Raw genomic sequence first — 18,236 nt, forward strand, 5'->3', positions numbered from 1 at the left:
CCGGCCGCCGAAGCAGCCGCGGACGATGTGCGGCTGGCATTGTCGCCGGTGGAAGAACCGGTGGGTCTCGGCGGCGAGTTGAGCCTGATCGCGGGCCGGCCGTGCCTCGGAAGGCTCCGTTTGAGGTCGGCGTTGACCGGCTCGCCGGGGTTCAGCACCGGCTCAGGGCCTACGGCCGATGAAGGCGAGCAAGCGAGTCTGTACGTCGGCGCTTTCGGGTACCTCGACCCGTGGTCCGTACTGGCCGCTGTTGCGGAGCACGTCGTCCAGCGGAAGCATCCCTTCGAGCAACTGGGCGCACCTGCCGGGGTCGAGGCGCTCGTCCTGGCCGGTGGCCCGCGCCAGGTCCCAGGTGTGCATGAAGACATCGGCGGTGTAGAACCGGTCGACCGCCTGGTCCAGCGGGACCTCTCCGATGTGAGGATTCGACAGCATTCTCTGTGCCGTGGCCGGATCATCGAGGAGGGCCTGCACGCCGTCGCTGTGCACCGTCCAGGCCGCCACCGGGTCATCGTCCACCGACGGTCCTTTCGGCAGTTCGACTCCGGCGCCGGCCTTCAGGAAGTCCGGGAACCACTCGACAAGGTGGCGCACCACATCCCGGGCGACCCACCCCTCGCACGGCGCTGGGTTGTCCCATGCCCCGGGACGCACTCCGCGCACGCGGTCCGTGAAGACCCCTGCGACGGTGCGGTGCTCATCGGTTGCCCTCGTCATGATCTCAAGCCTTCCGTTTCGGTACGCCGGTCGGCGTTGCCGCTCTGGCGGCGGCTGAGCAACTCGTCAAGCCGCTCATGGCCTTCCCGGACGCCGCGCTGCATGCCGCTCTTGATCATCGAGTCGCGGGCCTCGATGGAGTCCATAAGGGATTTGGTGGTGACCCGCGTGCGACTGCCGAGGGCCTCGAAGGCGGTTGTCTCCAGGCTGACGCCGTCCGGGAAGCCGTCGTAGGCGAAGGTCTGCACGATGCGCTCGTTGAGGCGTACCTCGTGGAACACGCCGCGGAAGCCGTACTCCGTCCCGTCGTCCTCGCGATGCACATAGCGGTACGACCCACCGCTGCACGTCTCGTACTTGTCGATCCGCATGGTGAGCCGACGCGGGCCGAGCCACTGGACGACCAGGTCGGGATCGGTGTACGCCCGGAACACGCGATCCGGCGAAGCGTCGAACTCCCGGATGATGACGATGGTGGGCAGAGCCGGATCGGCCACGATCTGGGTCTCGTGCCGGCCGTTCGCCTTCGTGGTGCTCATGATGCCGCCTCGTTCGTCGGGGTGCCCGCCACCGGCTGTTCCGCCGTCTGCTCGAGGACGGCATCGAGCAGACGGAAACGGTCCTCCGCCTCACGCCGGTAACGTTCGATCCATTTCGTCATCAGGTCGAAGACTTCTGCCTCAAGGCGGCAGGGCCGCCGCTGGGCGTCCCTGCCGCGACTGACCAGACCGGCGTCTTCCAGGACCCTGATGTGCTTGGACACGGCCTGCACGGTCACGTCGTACGGCTCGGCCAGTTCATTGACCGTGGCATCCCCGGCGGCCAGCCTGGCCACGATGTCGCGCCGGGTCGGGTCGGCCAGAGCGGAGAACACCCGGGACAGCCGGTCGTCGGCCATCTCGCACCTCGCATCTTCAACCAATCGGTTGAATAACCGTACGGCCGAGCTCACGGCGTTGTCAACCGACTGGTTGAATAGCGGCCGACACGGCCGGACGGCTACGGTCGCCGCCCGAGATGCACACCTGAGTGGGCGTCAAGTCCGTTCACCTGCCACTGCTGGGCCTGGATCAACCGCTTCCAGCAGCCGGCACCAGGATGTGTGCAGTGCGGCCGGCGTCCGCCACAGCCGGTCGGTATCGAGGCGGCCTCGGTTGAGGGCTTCGCACAGGGCGCCGTGCCCGCGGCGGTGCCCGGCCGGCAGCGTCAGGTCCACCGGTCTTCTCACCGGCCCGTCCGCGCACAGCAACGCGTCGGTGAGCTCGAACAGTTCGGAGCGAAGGATCAGGCGAAGGCCGTGTTCACGTCCCGGGAATCCCCGTTCGGGTGATCATGTTCGAGGTCGGCAGGACCGGGCGTTTGAAGTTGGCCCTACCGTCTGATCTATCGGCATCGCCCCCTGGTCCGGATACTGGGGGCATGGGATTCGCCGTCTTCATGACCTTGCCCGGACTGGTCATCCTGCTCACCGTCCTGGCGTTCGCAGATCAGCTGCTTCTCCGTGCCGGGCGGGCCGGACTGCTGCCATGGCGGAACAGCGTCCGGCAGGGCCAGATATCGGCGACCGGGTTTGAGCAGCTCCACGCGAGCTTTTCGCCCGGGAAGCAGAACGAACTGAAGGAGCGGCAGTCGGCACTGGTGATGCGGGACGACGAGGAAGACGGGGCGCCACCGAACCGGACAACGGTAGACCTGGAGGGAGGGACCGCGGTCGTCCGGATGCCGCAGGCCTGTCAGTAGAAGGCCACCCATCACAGTCAGACCTTGAAGGACAAGCTCAGGTCTCGGCAGCCAGGCGCACCCCCAGCCCGACCAAGAGCGCCCCGGAGACCTGTTCCGTCCGGCGCCGAACGGACCGCCGCTGAAGCACTTCTCCGACACTGTGGCAGGAAGGACACGGCGAACACGCCGGCCTTCGGATTGGCGAAGTTGGTGACGAGGCCCTGCCAGCACGCCCGCCGAAGCGACACCGCGGCTGTTTCCGCTGGTCCCTGATCCGGCTGTCCAGCTCCCCTCGCCTGCCACAAGGCACGCGCTCCCATCCACACCAGCACCGCGGCGCCGGCAATCCGGATGACGTCGTAGGCGACCTGCGAGGCCAGCAGCAGGGCGGAGAGACCGAAGGCCGCGGCGAGGCCCCACAGCAGCACCCCGCACTCGTTACCCAGGACCGTGGCCATACCGGTCCTCCGGCCGTTCACCACCGCTCGGCGCAGGATCACGACTGTGCTTGGCCCTGGAACCATGGCGACCAGGAAGGCCGCACCGACGAACGCAACGACGGAAGTCATCATCGGGGCAGCACCGCCAAGCACGTTGATGCGCCACAAGGCTCTTGTCGGCCCAGCTGCGGACGTGTTCCGCAGATCGTCCGCCGAGGCGAAGCCACGGTCGGGCTCACGCCGCAGAGAAGGCGCGTAATCGGATGGACACGGCTCGGTACGGTGGCTGATGATCTCCGGCATGATCCGGGCCGCCACTGTGGACGACATCGCGGAGATCCGCGCGATGATCCGCGAACTCGCTGAGTACGAACGGGCTGCTGAGCAGGCCCGAGCAACCGAGGAGCAGCTCCGCGACGCGCTGTTCGGAGAACATCCCGCTGCTTCCGCACTGATCGCGGAGGACGACGAGACGGGGCAGGCCGTGGGCTACGCCCTGTGGTTCCCCCGCTTCTCGACCTGGACCGGCACGCGCGGCATGCACCTGGAGGACCTCTACGTACGGTCGCACGCCCGAGGTGGAGGACACGGCAAGGCTCTGCTCGCCTTCCTGGCCGCGATCTGTCAACAGAACGGCTACGAGCGCTTCGAGTGGTGGGTCCTGGCCTGGAACGAACCGACGATCGACTTCTACAAGTCGCTCGGCGTGGAGCTGCTGAACGAGTGGACGGTATGCCGGCTGAGCGGTGAACCACTCAAGGAACTCGCTGCCCGGGCCCCGGCAGTCCTCAACCAGACCCCGGCCCTGTAGGACGGAGGGTCGTGCAACCTCCTGTCGCAGCCGTGATCGAAGCCCACCGGACACTGGAGAGGCTCGTGGCCGGACTGAGCGACCAGCAGGTCGCCGAGGCCTCCGCCCTTCCGGGTTGGTCACGCGGCCACGTCCTCGCGCATCTCACCGACAACGCGAGAATGTTCGCCCGTCTCGCGGAACATGCCCTGCGCGGTGAACTCGTAGCGGGCTACGACAGCGGGGTCGACGAGCGCAACGCGATCATCGAGGCGACGGCTGGCCGCAGCGCAGCCGAGCACCGCGCTCAGCTCGCCGCGCACACGGCCGGGCTGGAGGCATCCTGGGCACGCGCCACCGGCGTGGACTGGGGCCGTCCGGTGACGTTCCGCAACGCCGACCTTGCCGCCACGGTCTTCGCACGCTGGCGCGAGGCATGGATCCACATGGTCGATCTGGAACTCGGCGTGCGGCCGGACGACTGGCCCGAGGACCTGGCCGCACACGCCATCGACTTCCTCCTCGGCCGCCTTCCGGCAGGCACACGCGTCCGTGCCGAGGACGTGGGCCGCCAGTGGTCCGTCGGCGACGGGCCGCCGGGCACGGTGGTTGGCGGAGGCGTGCGCGACCTGGCGGCCTGGCTGGCCGGACGTACGCCCGTTGTGTCACCGGTGGCGGCGCAGGAGTTGCCTGCTCTCGAGCCCTGGCCGCCCCACCCTCCACAGCGCCTGGACCGCCTGTGACCTCGTCACCGGGCAGGATGTGGGGCGCGCCGATCTCGGCCCGAGCGGCGGAAGGAATTGCCCGCATCGCCCCGTAACCGCGTGCCCGTGGCCAGCCGACAGCCGGATTCCGTTCTCGAAAGGAAGGAACGCCATGCGTGCCGACATTGTTTGGTGGGACCTGTCCGCCTCCGGACAGACCATCGAGTCCATGCGTGAGTACCTGCGTGAGGAATCCGTCACCGCGTTCTCCGAAGTGCCCGGGCTTCGCTTCAAGATGTGGCTCTCCGATCCGGACACCAACCGGTGGGGAGCCGTTCTGCTGTGGGAGTCGGAAGAGGCGTCCCAGCAGGCGCTGCCCAGCCGGGCGCTCGAACTCATCGGCTACCCACCGCAGGTCGCGCACGGGTTCGACGTGGAGGCCACGACCGAAGGTCGATACGAAACGCAACGACTCGCCCTGCAAGGGCTGGCCTTCACCGAAACGACGCAGAGGAAATCCAGCTGACGGGCAATCAGCGGGGATGGCAGCTCCTGGTCCTCCGCTTGTTTCGCCGCGTCCACGGCTCACGCGTACCTAGGACAACGTCACGCCCTCAATGCGCTCAGAGTCGTCGTGATTGCAGGCGGCCCCGAATTGCTGATGGCGAGGCGTCAGCGCAGTGCAACCGCGCCCGCGTGGACGGCACGCATGGCCCGCTCGACAGTCTCCTGACTTTCGCCGACCGGAGCCACGTAGTCGATGACGGCGCGCGCGGCGCCCTCGCCGAGCATTCGGGTGATCACCCACGTGGCGAGATACTGGGACGCCAGACAACCGCCCGCCGTGGCGATGTTCCCCTCGGCGTGGAACGGCGCGTCCAGCACGGTGACGCCGCAGGCTTCGACAAAGGGTCGGCTCTTCATGTCCGTACAGGCCGGCATGGCGCCCAGCAACCCGAGCCGGGCGAGCACCAGCGCGCCCGAGCACTGCGCACCGATCAGCTGTCGCGAAGGGTCGAGCGGCAGCAGTTTCGAGATCAGCCGGTCGTCGGCGACCACTTCTCGCGCCTTCACCCCGCTGCCGATCAGCACGACGTCGGCTTCGGTCACGAACTCCATCGGGCGCTGCCCGGTCACCTCGACGCCGTTCATCGACGTGACCACGGGCGTCGGCGTCGTGACGAAGGCTTCCAAGTTGTCCTTACGGCACCGGTTGATCAGTGCGGAAGCGATGAAGCTGTCGAGCTCGTTGAACCCGTCGAAGGTGACCACGGCGACCTGCATCACAACTCCTCCAAGCACGGCATCAGAAGTCCGCAGTTTCCCCGGCGCGCCGTTCCCGGTCGAGAGCCAATCAGCGGCTGGTGGCATGCCCATCGACGCTCTGCGTTTCGAGTCGTCCGAGGACCGTCCGCTGCGGCCGTAGACGTGGCCGTAGACGTGGCAGAACGCCCGTCGGCGGCCTGCGGCATGGCAGGCCGGTGACCTGGGCGAGGTCCAGGACACCGCGAAGGCTCAGGCATCTTGAGCACCGTGCGAGCCTGGAGCATGAGCGATGTCCCGATCTACTCAGCGCCCGTCGGACCCACCACGGGGGCTTCCCAGCGGCTCCAGGCGGGGATGTCTTCGCGGGCTTCGAGCCACGCGGCCGGGACCCCACCCGTGCCGGTTCGGGCCGCGACGACACCTCCCGCGATCGCGCAGGTGGTGTCGCGGTCGCCCCACGCGCCAGCGGTCTGCCACAACGCCTCGCCCAGGTCGTTCAGATGTCCCGCGGCCGACCACAGGGCGAACGGAACCGTGTCCAGGGCCGATATCAATGCTCCCGAGCCCAGCACGGACGCTGCGTGGCGAACCGACGTACGGTCGGAGAAGTTCGCGGCCACCAACAGTCGGGAGCGGACGTCGCTGTCCGGCACGTGGTCGGCGACCTCCTTCAGGAACTCCGCGCGGGGCGGGGCATCTGGACCCCCGTCGGCAGCTGCCAGCGCTGCGGCAACTGCCACGGCCACGGCGCCGGCGACTGCCTCGGGATGAGCGTGAGTCGTCAGCGCGGACAGCCGGGCCTGCTCGCCGGCAGCCGCCAGATCGTCCCGGAACCATGCCCCGAGAGGGGCGACCCGCATCGCGGCGCCGTTGCCGTGGGAGCCCTGTCCGCCGAACTGCGCCGTGGTCACGGCCCGCCAGTGCCCGCCCTCACGAATGCTCCGGAGTACACCGTGCATCGACGGCCCATACTTGCGCCCCGGGTCCCGGTCGTACTCGGCGGCGAACTCAACTGCCAGGGCATCCGGGCGGATCTCTCCGTGGGTCATCAGGTGAGCGAACAGGACGAAGGCCATGGCGGAATCGTCCGTCCACGACCACGGCTCCGGACGCAGGACCCGCGCAGCCCAGAGCTCCTCGGCGTTCTCGTCAGAGCGCGTGAACCAGCCGTCACCGAACGCATCGCCCATCACAAGGCCGTCCAGGCTGGCATGGGCGCGCTGCTGACTGATCATCGGAAAGCTCCTCTGAACGATTCGGTGGCCAGGGCATTCTCGTCGCAGGCCGGCCACCCATGCGACTGCATTGCCGATCGGCAGCGAATCCCCGGCGACAGCGTGCATGCCGCGTTGGGCATGCTCAGCCCGGCGGAGTACGAACTCCCCACCCCACCGGTAGCGTGACACCAGGCAACTCGACTCCGTTCGACTCGGGACCGTCCGGAGCCTCCGTCAGACCCGGAGCGATTCATCGGCCGAATGCCGTCTGTTCACGGGTGGGTGAACGCCAATAGCGTGTGCGGCCTTCGCGCTCTGGGGGGTCTCGTGAACGGTCTCCGTGCGGTCATTGTCTGCCTTGTGATCGCGTGTGCCGCGGTGGTGTCGCCGGCCGCGGCTGTGACGCCGAGTTGGTCGGCTCTGCCGGTGCCTGCGGCGGCCCCGCCGGTGACCGTGTCCGATCTCGCCGCCCGCGGGCCGGGCGAGGCGTGGGCGACCGGGTACGAGCACGCCGCCGATGGACTGCGGCCGATGTTGTACCGGTGGGACGGCACGGCGTGGAGCCGGGACACCACCTTCCCCGGCGCCGGTGAGCTGGGCTGGCTCGGCGAGGTGCAGTTCGTCGGCGAGGAGGTGTGGATCTTCCACAACCGCGTGGGGGTGGGGGAGATCCTGCGCCGGTCGTCGGGAAGGTGGAGCGCCGTCCCGCTGCCGCAGACCCTGTGGACCTACCAGGACTTCACCGCGGTACCGGGTGCCGCGTGGGTGGTCGGCGAGGACGACACCGGACTGAAGGTGTTGCACTACGACGGTTCCGGCTGGACCACCCAGTCCACCCCGGACGGTGTGCTGTTCCTGATGGGGATCACCGCGCGTACCGCCACCGACGCCTGGGCCTGGGCGGACACCAGCACCGGGACCACCGTCCTGCACTGGGACGGCAGGGCGTGGCGGGACGCGAAGGTGGCGCTGCCGCCGAACAGCAACGTGCACACGGTCTTGCTCGAACCGTCCGGCCGGGTCACGATCGGCGGCAGCCAGTACACCGACGGCGTGGCCCGCACCTATCTGGTGACCTTCAACGGGCACGCCTGGCGCACCACTTACCCACCGCTGGGCGACACCCACACCGAGGCCATGGTGCGCGGCCCGGACGGCGCGCTGTGGCTGCCGGTGCGCAGCGACCGCGCATTCCAGTCGAAGTACGCACGGGTGGACGGCTTGCGCACCACCTTCTCCTACGGCCCGGAGCGCACGAACGCGATCGACGTCAAACCGCGTGCGCTGGCGAAGGCCGGGTTCTCACTGCTGTCCTTCGGGACCGTCGAGATCTACGGCTCGAAACCGAACCTGATGAGCGAGCGGCTGGGAGGCTGACCATGGCACGCCGACTTCTCGTCGCAGCCCTCGCCGTCGTCATGACGATCATAACGATCATAACGATCATGACCAGCATGGCGTCGGCCTCGGCCGCGGCCGAAACCCTGTCTTGGCAACACGTTCCGGTCCCGGCACAGGTACGCCCGCAGGCCGGGCTGAACGAGGCCGTGGCGTTCGGACCGGACCGGGCGTGGGCGGTGGGTGCCGACGCCGTCGGTCGCGAGGCGCCGGGCTTTCCGCTGGTGCTGCGCTGGGACGGAACCGCCTGGCAGCGCCAGAGTCTCCCCGGGATCGGCTGGCAGGGAGAGCTGCTGTCCATCGCCGCGACCTCGCCGACCGCGGTCTGGGCGGTCGGCCGTGACTCGGCGGGCGGCGCCCACCTGCTCCGCTTCGACGGCATCGCCTGGTACGAGAGCCGGCCGCCGCGCGGTGTCCTGCTGACCAAAGTCGTCGCCGGCGGCGGTGAGACCTGGCTGATCGGTTCGCGGGACGGCGCACAGGTATTGCTGCGCTGGGACGGGCGCGGCTGGCGGGACGTGCCGGTGCCGCCGGGATCCGTGTACGGCCTGCACATCCTGGCGGCCGACGACGTCTGGGCCGCGGGCGCCACCGACTCGGGTGCGGCCGTGTCGCACTGGGACGGGCAGGCGTGGCAGCAGACGATCGTGCACGGGTTCCCGCGGTCGGCCGTGGGCAGTGTGCTGGCGGTCTCCCCGACGGAGGTGTGGGCGGGTGGCACGGCCGGGTTCGTCGGCGGCCCGGTGGGCCGGCCGATTCCGCCGCTGCTGGTCCGCTGGGACGGGCAGGCGTGGAGCCGGGTGACCGTGCCGGCCGACTTCGGCTCGATCAGCTCACTGGCGCCTACCTCATCCGGCGCACTGGGCTGGGTCTCGGTGGCCCGCTCCCAGAAGTGGGGCCCGCCGGGCAGCTATCCGCCGTTTGTCCCCGGGCCGGATTTCCTTGCCTGGAACGGGCAGTCGTTCACCGAGTACAGCGAACCGGCGGTGGCCGGGGAGGGTGACTCCTCGGTGCTGCGGCTGACGCCGGTGCCGGGCACGACGACAGTGTGGTCGGTCGGCCGCGCCGACGGCCCCGAGGGCACCTTCGCCCCCCGTATCCTGCGATTCGGCTGAGAAGACGAACGCTTTCGCGGCGGCTGGGTCGCCCGGGGGGCGGCGTCGAACAGGTAAGCGGCGACGAACGACGTGCCGACGTACTCGGGTGTGGCGGCGGAGAACAGCGGCCGGACCCGGTGCCCGTTGTGGTCGTGGATGTCGAGCATCCCGCCCTGCGTGCGTGCCGACGGGCGCGTGCATGGTGGCTCCTTCGGGATCGGGCCGCCCCGGGAGCTCCGGTCGGCCGCCTGTGGAAAGGTGCCAGGGGCCGTGGTCGTCCCCTGGTGAGGCCTTGATGGCTCAGACGGTGGTGCGCGAACCTCGCCGACGTCGCGCAGGTCGTCAGCGCAGCGCGTCGGGAAGGGTGCGTTGCGCGACCTCTTCCCGGACCTTCTTCTCCCGCCCTCAACCACCGTCCACGCCCGCCCGGCCCCCAACGATCACGTTCGGAAAGCGGAAGCCATCCGAGACCTCACACAAGCGCTGGTCGACTGCGCTCAGCGATCCCATGAGGAGTCAACATGATCACAGTGCTACAAATTCGTTCAGCCATTGCACTGGATGAGCAGGAATGAAAGTAAAAAATGTTCATCTCTCTACCTATTCGCCAGTCCGCCCGCCTCTCCCCTGCGAATGAGCCCGTAATGAAGTACCCTCGCTGCTCTTGAAGGGGGTTTCGTCGCTTCAGCTCTTTTATGGCGACGTTGCAAAATCGAAAGCATTGTCCTTTTCTGCAGGGGGGAGTGAAGAGGACGTGAGAGGTCTGCGCGCCGGTGACCCGTCACAGCTAGGGCGGTTCACCATGCTGGCCGTGCTGGGGGCCGGTGGTATGGCGACTGTGTACCTCGCGAACGCGAGCGGACCACGAACTGCGGATTCGATGCTGGCCGTCGTGAAAGTACTGCGGAGTGACCTGTCTTCGGACGAGTACGTACGACGCCTGTTTCGCCGAGAAATCGAAGCCCTGAGTGAGATGGACGCTGAGGGGACGCTGCGGCTCCTCGACTGCGATCCGGATAGCGTGCCACCGTGGTTCGCGACTGAGTACGTATCCGGAATGGACCTGCGAACGCTGGTTTCCGACCATGGTCCGCTCAACACGAAGGCGGTCCTTCGCCTGGCTGCCGAGATCGCTCCCATCCTGGTGCGCCTGCAGACCCACAACATCGTGCATCGGGATCTCAAGCCGTCGAACATCCTCGTCCTCAGCGCGGCAGACGGCTCCATACGGCTCATCGACTTCGGAGTCTCTCGCAGACTGGACCAAACTCGAACCTGGCCGACCATGAGGGTCGGCACGGACGCGTTCATGGCGCCTGAGCAGACATACGGCGGAGCAGGACACCCCAGTGACATGTTCGCCCTCGGTCTGACGCTCGTGTACGCCGCCACCGGTGCCGAGATGGAACGGCCCGACCTCGAAGAGGCCCTGGTGGGCCGCCCACCTCGGTTCCCCGCAGATGCCTTCAACCGCCTGCACGCTTCCCTGCGCGACCTTGTGGTGGAGTGCACCCGGCCGGACCCCGCTCACCGCATCACCGCGCAGCAACTCCTCATCAGGCTCGCGGACCACGGTGTGCACCCACGCGAGAGCAAGACCCGCAGGGCAACATGGCTGCCGAACACCGCCCGGAGCCAAGTGCTCAAGCACGCGGAGCACACGAAGGCGTTCATGCCCGCGCAGTGGGACGGGCGGACAGGGCGGACCCGAGCCTCCAGTGACACGGACAGGCCTGAGGTCAGGTGGGTCCACGAACTCAGCGGACGCGCCTACTTCACTTCCCCGGTCGACGTCACTGAGGGCATCGCCGTCTGCTCCCTGGACGGCTCTGTCTGGCTGCTGGACGCCACCGACGGCAGGATCCTGTGGAAGCGTGACCTCGGAGCCCGCATCGAATGCACGCCCGCGGCAGGGCACGGCATGCTCTATGTCCCCTGTTCCGATCGCACCCTGCTGGCTCTGGACACCACCGACGGATCCTTGCGATGGAGTTATACCGCCGGCGACAGCTGTGTCTTCACCCCGGTCGTAGCGGGCAACAGAGTGCTGGTGGGCGCACGGGACGGGGCGGTCCACTGTCTCTCCGCCCGTACCGGCTCACCCTTCTGGGTCAGCGACCGCGGGAACGGTCCGGTCTTCGACCCCCCTACCGTGGCGGTGGACCGGGTGTACGTTTCGGGCTGGCAAGGAAAACTCCAGTCCCTGACGGTGCACGACGGGTCCGGGGCGATGGGACTGCCGCAACTGCAGGACCTCGTGGGTGCCCCGGCCGGACACGTCGGCACACTCTTCCTCGCCAGCCGGACGGGCACCCTGTGCGCAATCGACACACGCACCGGACGCGAACGGTGGCGCTCGGCCGGCAGGGCAGCCGCCTGCACCGGACCTGTCCTCGGCCAGGGCATGCTCTACGTGGGCACTGTGGGCGGCACATTGTGGGCCCATGAAGCGCGCACCGGTGTCGCAAAGTGGCACCTGGCCACGAGCGGGCGCCTCAGGTGTGTTCCTGTGCACGACAGCGGCACCCTGTATGTCGGTTCCGACGACGCACTGACCGCGGTCGACGCCCTGACCGGTGAGGTGCACTGGACGCATCGCACCGACGGGACCATGCACGCGCCGCCGCTCGTCGCGCGCGGCCACGCATACATCGGCACATGGAACTGCACTGTCCAAGCCCTGAATCTCCCGGGGTCTGCCGCGCCATGACCTGCCCCAGGCACGGCCACGACCGCATCGAGGTGCCGCGGGCCGCCCAGGGGTGAGCAGTGGGCAAGGAATGTCAACAGCCGTATGGGGGCGCACACATGAGAGAACTCGGGGGGTTCAGTCTCCGACACCTGGTGGGCCGGGGAACGCTCGGCGACACCTATCTGGGACTCGGGCAGGACGGAACGCATATGGCCGTGAAAGAACTGCATGCAGGCTGGGGACAGCCTCGTGCGGCTGGAAGGCGGGTACAGGAGGTCCTCAGCCACTTCCATCAGGTACACGCAACGGGTGACTCACCCGGAGCCCGCCACGCGATACCTGCCAAGGGCGGATATGACCGTGTTGCCGGCCGCGCCTGGGTCGCGACTTCCTGGCTGAGCGACGGCCCCTCATCCAACGGTGCCAGGAATTCCGCTGTTTCCTTGACCACTGCTGTGGCCATCCGCCCGCTTCCGGCTGAGGCCGCTCTGTACCTGCTGTGGCAACTCGCGGGCCTGACGCAGCGCCTGCACTCTCAGGGGCTCACGCTTTCCGGCCTGAAGCCGTCCAATCTCTTCCTCACCACCGACCAGGCGGTTGTGGTCGACGTGCACCTGGCGCTGTCGCTGCGCGGTCTCCTCCACGTTCCCGACAGCCGCGCAGATACCGATCCACGTCCGTCCTTCTTGTGGGCCGACGCGAGCTGGCTGCCACCGGAACTTCGCAGAGCGGACGCCCCGGTGCGGGCATCCAGCAGCGTCTACGCGGTGGGCGCGATCACTGCCTACGCCTGCACCGGCGCGGCTCTTTTTCCCGCCATTGACCTCATCGACGCCCTGATGCAGAGCAGAACCGCCCGGCAACCAGCTGAGGCGACCATCGCCCACTGGGCGGCAACCCACGGCAACGCGGGCGCCAAGCTGCACAAGGCGGTATCGCAATCGATTCGGCACCGGCCTTGGTCACGGCCGGGAGCCAAGCGGTTGAGGCGGCTCACCGTTTCGCCTCTCTGGGGCAACCACCGCCTTGGCCTGTACCGCGCGGCCTGGCGTGAGTACGTGCAGGCGGTGCTGGCGCGTCAGAACATGCCCGGCGAGGTCACCGCCCTGAACGCAGGCCCCCATCGCCGCGAACTCGACACAGGTTCGCCTTCCTCAGCGAGCGAGGACGAGAGAAGTTCCGCCGCTCCGCCCGACCCGCGACCGAGCACCACGCGTGCCACCTCCGCTCATCAACCGCAAGACCGGACGGCCGGGGCCTCCGCCGAAAGCACGACCCCGGACACACGACCTCAGAGACCGAACGGGGCCCCACCCGCATCGGACACGCCACGAGCTCTGCCAGGCCCGACAGACGAGGAGGCCACTACCGACGATCAGCACGCACCTCTCGCCGACGACACACGCGTGCTCGTCAATTCACCGGCACGCACGTACACGGGCCGCACCGGCACCGACCAGGCATGGCAAGTGAAGTGGACGCGGGAAACCGGCGGCCCACTGCTGTCTCCGCCGATGCTCATGGACGGCCTGCTGGTGGTGACCTGCGGAAGCACCGCGCACCTGATCGACGCGACCACCGGCGGCCATGAGCGCAGCCTCGCACTGCGCGGCACCGCCGAGTCGGCCCCCGTCCCATGGGACGACCGGCTGTGGTGGGCCCTACGGGACGGCGGGCTGAACGGATACGACCTGCGTGGCCTGACGGACGAAACCCATCTGGAACTCGACGGCGATCCCGGCCGACACTCTCCCGTCACCGTGAACGATCTGCTGCTGATCGGAACAACCCACGGCCTGTTCTGGTTTCAGCACCCCCGGACCACCGACAGCAGGGCCGCGCACCGTCTCATCTGGCTGGACGAGCCTGTGGTCTCCCCTCTCGCCACCGACGGTGTCCAGGTCTGGGTTCCCACCGAACGCAGAGGCCTGATGGCGGTGCGGCCCGCCACCGGTGAGATCCGTAGTCCGCACCAGGCATGGGACGCGGCCGGATGCACGCCGACACCCACGACCGACGGTGTGTACATCGGGGACGCGCTGGGCACGGTCCACCATCTGGACCCCGAGGGGACTTCGCGTCGCCAGTGGGACGCATCGACATTCCCGATCACTGCGCCTCCCGTCACGTACGGCGATCTGCTGCTGGTCACCGACCATGCGGGCGCGGTCATCGCCCTGTCGATGGAGCAGTGGGACCAGAAGTGGCGCGCCGTCACCGACGGAGACGGGCGACGTGCTGTGACCGCGTTGGACGGAGTGGTGTACGTCTGCGGTGCACGCAGCGTGCGCCGTCTGGATGCGCGAACCGGCCGAGAACTCAAGCCTCTGACCCCGGACGGTCCGAGGCCCATGAACGTGACGGCCACTCCCGGCCGCCTCCACGTCAGCTTCGTCGACGGGCTCCTGAACACCTGGGGCCCTCCCGGCTGAGGTGACCACCGATCCGAAATCAACCTCCAGAGCAGAAGGGAACAACCGCCGTGTACGAGGCAGAAATCAGCCGGGCCAATCCGGCTTGCATCGTGTTCCTGATCGACCAGTCCAGTTCCATGCGCGCGGCCATGCCCAGCACGACCCAGTCCAAACAGATGGCCGTGGCCGACGCCATCAACAGCATGCTCCGTGAGCTGATCATCCGGTGCGGTCGTGGCATCGACGAGATCTGGGACTTCTTCCACGTCTCCGTCATCGGCTACGGAGCCACGGTCGGCCCAGCCCTCGGCGGTCCTCTCACCGGCCGCGACCTCGTGCCTGCGAGCGCCCTCGCACAGGGCAGAATCCGCTCCGAACGGTTCACCCGCACCGATGTCCTCCCGGACGGCACGACCACCACCCATGTCGCGGAGATGCCGATCTGGCTGGAAGCCGCCGCCTCCGCCGGAACGCCGATGTGTGAGGCCCTGCTCTACGCGCACCGAGTCCTGGACCGCTGGGTGACCGATCACCCCGGAAGCTTTCCGCCCATCATCCTCAACCTGACAGACGGCGAGTCGACGGACGGCGATCCGGCCGGCCCAGCCCAACAGCTCCGTTCCATCGGAACGAACGACGGCAGTGCCCTCCTGTTCAACCTGCACATCTCGTCCGACATCGCCACGCCGACGCACTATCCCAACACCGCCGCCGGCCTGCCGCCGATGGGCGCCAAGCTCTTCTCCATGTCGGACGTCCTGCCCCCCGACATGCGCGACACCGCGGTGGACCTCGGAATGAAGGTGGAGACAGGGGCACGCGGCTTCGTCTTCAACGCCAGCATGCAGTCCGTCATGCTCTTCCTGAACGTCGGCACCCCGGCGTGATCGTGAGCCAGAGCCTGATGCAAGCGCCCAAATCCAACCTGCACCCGGCCCAGATCGAAGATGCCGCCCATATGGCGCTCCCCCCGGCGAGCAGCAGAGGAGAAACCCGCCTGGTCGTGGCCGACGGCAGCAGCGGATCAGCTGGAAGCGGCTGGTGGGCGCGGCAGTTGGCGCGCGATCTGTGCGCCGCGCCCGGTCGAGCCTTCCAGAACGCCCGAGCATTCGACGATGTCGCCGCCGACGCCACCCTGCGGTGGCCGAGTTACAAGCGAACCCTCCTCGAAGGCGTCGCCTCGTCCAGCCGCAGGGCGTGGCTCGCACAGGTCCGTATCAACAACGGCCCGGCTACAACGGTTCTGGGCATCCGACTGCTTCCTCGTCCGGAAGATGACGGTCCGCCGGACTGCCTCGGTGAAGGGATGTGGCAGGTGGTCTCGGTCGGCGACTCATGCATGTTCCAGGTCCGTTCCGACCGTGTGGTGGAATCGGTGGCCATCAAGACCCGCGTGCCACCGGTGATCCGGGCGAGCAGCACCACGACGCCCCCGACGCCGGAGCTTCGAGAGGGCCACTGGCGCTCGGACGACGTGTTCTATCTGATGACGGACGCCCTGGCTCGCTGGTGGACCCGCCACGCGGACGTAGGAGGCCGGCCCTGGGTCGTGCTGGACACGGTGTGCGCCTCGAGGGACGATTTCCCCAACTGGGTACAGGCCCAGCGGGCGAAGCGCGTGCTCGAGGACGACGACATCACCCTGCTCAGAGCGGAGTGCGGGCCGTGCTGACGCCTCAAGGCCAACGGCCCACCTTGTCCGACTACCAGTCCGCTGTGGCCCGGCTGGAGCAGTGCAGCGAGGAGCCCCGTCTGAAGCGATGCCTGCCAAAACTGGGCGCCGACGGTCAGCCCGGCGCCGACGGCGGCAGCTTCGGAGCCGTCTACTGCCTTGAGGACCCGGAGGACGGGCGGAGTTGGGCGCTGAAGTGCTTTCTGCGCGACGAGCCCCTTCGCGAGCGCCGATACCGCGAGATCGCGAACTGTCTGCACGGCGCCCGGGGATCCTGGCAGACAGAGGTGCACTATCTGCGGAACGGGCTGTGGGTGCAGGGGAAATGGTGGCCGGTCGTCCTCATGGAATGGGTTTCGGGCCTGCGTCTCACCGACTGGATCGACGGTGTGCTCGACCAGCGACCGGGAGAGGCGAGCGCGGAACTGCGGCGACTGGCCCACCGGTTCGCCAGCGCCGTCCACCGGATGCACCGATCCGGCATCAGTCACGGAGACCTGCAGAGCGGCAACGTCCTGGTGACTTCCGAGACAGCGGTACGTTTCGTCGACTACGACGCCATGACCGTTCCTGGATGGTCGATACCCCCTCGCCGCGAAGACGGACACCCCGACTTCCGCCTCCCGCGCGAAGGCGAACGAGGCCAGGACGGCGAGACCGAAGTGCGCCACACGGCCGCTTCCACCGGTACCAGCGGCACCGTGTTCACGACCAGCACCTCGACAGGGGTTCCGATCCAGGAGCCGGACGCCCTCGTGGCGATGCACCGGGACCGCTTCCCCTCGCACGTCATCCACGCCGCGTTGGTGATGCTCAGCCATGACGTCTCTCTGTGGACAGCTCTGCACCGGCCGGGCGCCGATCACCTTCTGCTGTCCCGTAAGGACTTCCGCGATCCGACGCAGTCTCACAATTGGCACCTGCTGCTGCACCACAGAATGCGCGAAGTACGCGTCACCGCCGCGGAATTACGCTCGATGCTCAACTGCCCCGTCGACCTCCAACCAGACCTTGAACCGCAGCCGGAAGTCGCCTCACAGGAGAGCGTCCTGGAACCGATGGCCTGGCGTCCCACATCGGGGCCGCGCTCCGGGCCTCGTCCCTTCCTGGACATCGGCGTGTTCGCAGTACCCGAATCCCAGGGGGATCCCAGGACCGCGTCCTCTCCGGATTCGACGGGCATGCCGGAGCACACCGGACCACGGCCCGCCGCGCGGCTCCCCGAACCGGCCGCCGAGCGAGACCCGAACCCCGCAGCCGGTGCCTTCGAGTTCGACCCACACCCCGGCGACCATGAGGCGCACTTCACGCCCGCCCGGCCCGACAGCCGACCGGAAGATCTGCTACCGGCCCGGATCGTCCTGTTGGGCGTAGGCGTGATCCTTCTGCTGAGCGTGCTGATCACGCTGCTCCTCACCCTCGACAAGTGATCACTGCACTCATCTCAGAGGCCCCGTCTCAGTCTCCCGTCGGACAGTCGACCGCCACCACCAACGCCGTGGCGGACAGCCCTCCCGCTTGGGCAACCACCTGGTAGAACCCCGGGGTGCTCACCACAGCCCGCGCCGTCAAAGTACCGGGATCTCCAGCTGCCGAGGTCAGTCGCATACGTGCTGTCACCTCACCGGTTTCGGCGCGCAGCAGTCGGCACGCGACGGCGGCGGGATGCGCCCCGGTGACCGTCAAGGACCACTCCTGCCCAGGTACGACCTCGGACGGCGCGCTGATCCCGAAGGACGGTGCGAGCGACGCGACGCCGCCGGCCGGCTCCGGAGCGCCGAAGGGTCCTTCCAGAGACGTCCGGCGATCGAACTTGCCCGTGAGGATCTCCTGGACCATGTTGACCACCGTCGCGCTGGCGGGAAGTGAGCTGTGGTGTCCCACGACGGGCAGATAGGTGGCGGGGTCGGTCGGCAACGCACACCACTTCGGCACCAGGCCGTCACCTCCCTCGTCCACCAGCACCGGCAGCCCCCGTGCGTCACGGACGGGTGTGCCGTCGTCCCGCAGCCGTGGAACGTGCCGGAACAGTCGGACGGCACCGTCCTCGATGGCCATGCTCTGCGGAGTGGGCTGTGACGTGCCCACGATGGCATGCATGCGCGGC

The 18,236-nt window shown here is 68.2% G+C and carries 18 protein-coding genes and 1 pseudogene; 11 read left to right on the top strand and 8 right to left on the bottom strand.

Annotation, left to right across the window (positions count from 1 at the left end; genetic code table 11):
- Window positions 1–162: 162 nt before the first annotated feature.
- The 4 genes and pseudogenes from JIX55_RS02525 to JIX55_RS02540 all read right to left on the bottom strand — a co-directional run.
- Complete coding sequence (locus tag JIX55_RS02525) at window positions 163–717, bottom strand: TIGR03086 family metal-binding protein (RefSeq protein WP_257561552.1); 555 nt, start codon at window positions 715–717, stop codon at window positions 163–165.
- Window positions 714–1,256, bottom strand: a complete 543-nt coding sequence (locus JIX55_RS02530) for an SRPBCC family protein (protein WP_257561553.1) — start codon at window positions 1,254–1,256, stop codon at window positions 714–716. The genes JIX55_RS02525 and JIX55_RS02530 overlap by 4 nt, the downstream gene beginning before the upstream one ends.
- Complete coding sequence (locus tag JIX55_RS02535) at window positions 1,253–1,615, bottom strand: ArsR/SmtB family transcription factor (RefSeq protein ID WP_257561554.1); 363 nt, start codon at window positions 1,613–1,615, stop codon at window positions 1,253–1,255. The genes JIX55_RS02530 and JIX55_RS02535 overlap by 4 nt, the downstream gene beginning before the upstream one ends.
- A gap of 171 nt (window positions 1,616–1,786) precedes the next feature.
- Window positions 1,787–2,005: pseudogene (locus JIX55_RS02540) on the bottom strand (NF041680 family putative transposase); the annotation flags it as partial.
- Window positions 2,006–2,136: 131 nt separating this feature from the next.
- Between JIX55_RS02540 and JIX55_RS02545 the strand changes: the two are divergent.
- Window positions 2,137–2,457 (top strand): DUF6191 domain-containing protein, encoded by a 321-nt coding sequence (locus tag JIX55_RS02545; protein ID WP_257561555.1) that lies wholly within the window; start codon window positions 2,137–2,139, stop codon window positions 2,455–2,457.
- A 17-nt stretch (window positions 2,458–2,474) separates the two neighbouring features.
- On the opposite strand, the gene JIX55_RS02550 is transcribed toward JIX55_RS02545, so the two are convergent.
- A complete protein-coding gene (locus tag JIX55_RS02550) occupies window positions 2,475–3,182 on the bottom strand; it encodes a LysE family translocator (protein WP_306819972.1) in 708 nt (235 codons plus the stop codon).
- Here JIX55_RS02550 and JIX55_RS02555 point away from each other — a divergent pair.
- The 3 genes from JIX55_RS02555 to JIX55_RS02565 all read left to right on the top strand — a co-directional run bounded on the left by JIX55_RS02555 (window position 3,181) and on the right by JIX55_RS02565 (window position 4,899).
- Window positions 3,181–3,690, top strand: coding sequence for a GNAT family N-acetyltransferase (locus JIX55_RS02555; RefSeq protein WP_257561556.1), 510 nt, complete (start codon window positions 3,181–3,183; stop codon window positions 3,688–3,690). The genes JIX55_RS02550 and JIX55_RS02555 overlap by 2 nt on opposite strands.
- A 65-nt stretch (window positions 3,691–3,755) precedes the next feature.
- Window positions 3,756–4,412 (top strand): maleylpyruvate isomerase family mycothiol-dependent enzyme, encoded by a 657-nt coding sequence (locus JIX55_RS02560; RefSeq protein WP_257561557.1) that lies wholly within the window; start codon window positions 3,756–3,758, stop codon window positions 4,410–4,412.
- Window positions 4,413–4,545: 133 nt separating this feature from the next.
- Window positions 4,546–4,899, top strand: a complete 354-nt coding sequence (locus JIX55_RS02565; protein WP_257561558.1) for a YdhR family protein — start codon at window positions 4,546–4,548, stop codon at window positions 4,897–4,899.
- A 146-nt stretch (window positions 4,900–5,045) separates the two neighbouring features.
- Here the strand turns inward: JIX55_RS02565 and JIX55_RS02570 are convergent, their stop codons facing one another.
- Complete coding sequence (locus JIX55_RS02570; RefSeq protein WP_257561559.1) at window positions 5,046–5,657, bottom strand: DJ-1/PfpI family protein; 612 nt, start codon at window positions 5,655–5,657, stop codon at window positions 5,046–5,048.
- Between the two features lie 281 nt (window positions 5,658–5,938).
- The gene (locus tag JIX55_RS02575; protein WP_257561560.1) at window positions 5,939–6,874 is read right to left on the bottom strand and encodes an ADP-ribosylglycohydrolase family protein; all 936 of its coding nucleotides are present in this window, start codon (window positions 6,872–6,874) and stop codon (window positions 5,939–5,941) included.
- Window positions 6,875–7,183: 309 nt separating this feature from the next.
- Here JIX55_RS02575 and JIX55_RS02580 point away from each other — a divergent pair, with 309 nt between their 5' ends.
- The 7 genes from JIX55_RS02580 to JIX55_RS02610 all read left to right on the top strand — a co-directional run bounded on the left by JIX55_RS02580 (window position 7,184) and on the right by JIX55_RS02610 (window position 17,559).
- Window positions 7,184–8,233 (top strand): hypothetical protein, encoded by a 1,050-nt coding sequence (locus JIX55_RS02580; protein WP_257561561.1) that lies wholly within the window; start codon window positions 7,184–7,186, stop codon window positions 8,231–8,233.
- A 2-nt stretch (window positions 8,234–8,235) separates the two neighbouring features.
- The gene (locus tag JIX55_RS02585; protein WP_306819974.1) at window positions 8,236–9,369 is read left to right on the top strand and encodes a hypothetical protein; all 1,134 of its coding nucleotides are present in this window, start codon (window positions 8,236–8,238) and stop codon (window positions 9,367–9,369) included.
- Window positions 9,370–10,015: 646 nt separating this feature from the next.
- The gene (locus tag JIX55_RS02590) at window positions 10,016–12,061 is read left to right on the top strand and encodes an outer membrane protein assembly factor BamB family protein (RefSeq protein ID WP_257561563.1); all 2,046 of its coding nucleotides are present in this window, start codon (window positions 10,016–10,018) and stop codon (window positions 12,059–12,061) included.
- A gap of 1,388 nt (window positions 12,062–13,449) precedes the next feature.
- Window positions 13,450–14,475, top strand: coding sequence for an outer membrane protein assembly factor BamB family protein (locus JIX55_RS02595; RefSeq protein ID WP_257561564.1), 1,026 nt, complete (start codon window positions 13,450–13,452; stop codon window positions 14,473–14,475).
- A 50-nt stretch (window positions 14,476–14,525) separates the two neighbouring features.
- Window positions 14,526–15,344, top strand: coding sequence for a vWA domain-containing protein (locus JIX55_RS02600; RefSeq protein ID WP_257561565.1), 819 nt, complete (start codon window positions 14,526–14,528; stop codon window positions 15,342–15,344).
- Between the two features lie 17 nt (window positions 15,345–15,361).
- Window positions 15,362–16,129 (top strand): hypothetical protein, encoded by a 768-nt coding sequence (locus JIX55_RS02605; RefSeq protein WP_257561566.1) that lies wholly within the window; start codon window positions 15,362–15,364, stop codon window positions 16,127–16,129.
- Complete coding sequence (locus tag JIX55_RS02610; RefSeq protein ID WP_257561567.1) at window positions 16,123–17,559, top strand: protein kinase domain-containing protein; 1,437 nt, start codon at window positions 16,123–16,125, stop codon at window positions 17,557–17,559. The genes JIX55_RS02605 and JIX55_RS02610 overlap by 7 nt, the downstream gene beginning before the upstream one ends.
- A gap of 28 nt (window positions 17,560–17,587) precedes the next feature.
- On the opposite strand, the gene JIX55_RS02615 is transcribed toward JIX55_RS02610, so the two are convergent.
- Window positions 17,588–18,229 carry a hypothetical protein gene (locus tag JIX55_RS02615; protein WP_257561568.1) on the bottom strand — a complete coding sequence of 214 codons (642 nt, stop codon included), beginning with the start codon at window positions 18,227–18,229 and terminating at the stop codon, window positions 17,588–17,590.
- Window positions 18,230–18,236 lie beyond the last annotated feature (7 nt).

Source organism: Streptomyces sp. DSM 40750 (assembly GCF_024612035.1).
In the GTDB taxonomy this organism is placed as follows: domain Bacteria; phylum Actinomycetota; class Actinomycetes; order Streptomycetales; family Streptomycetaceae; genus Streptomyces.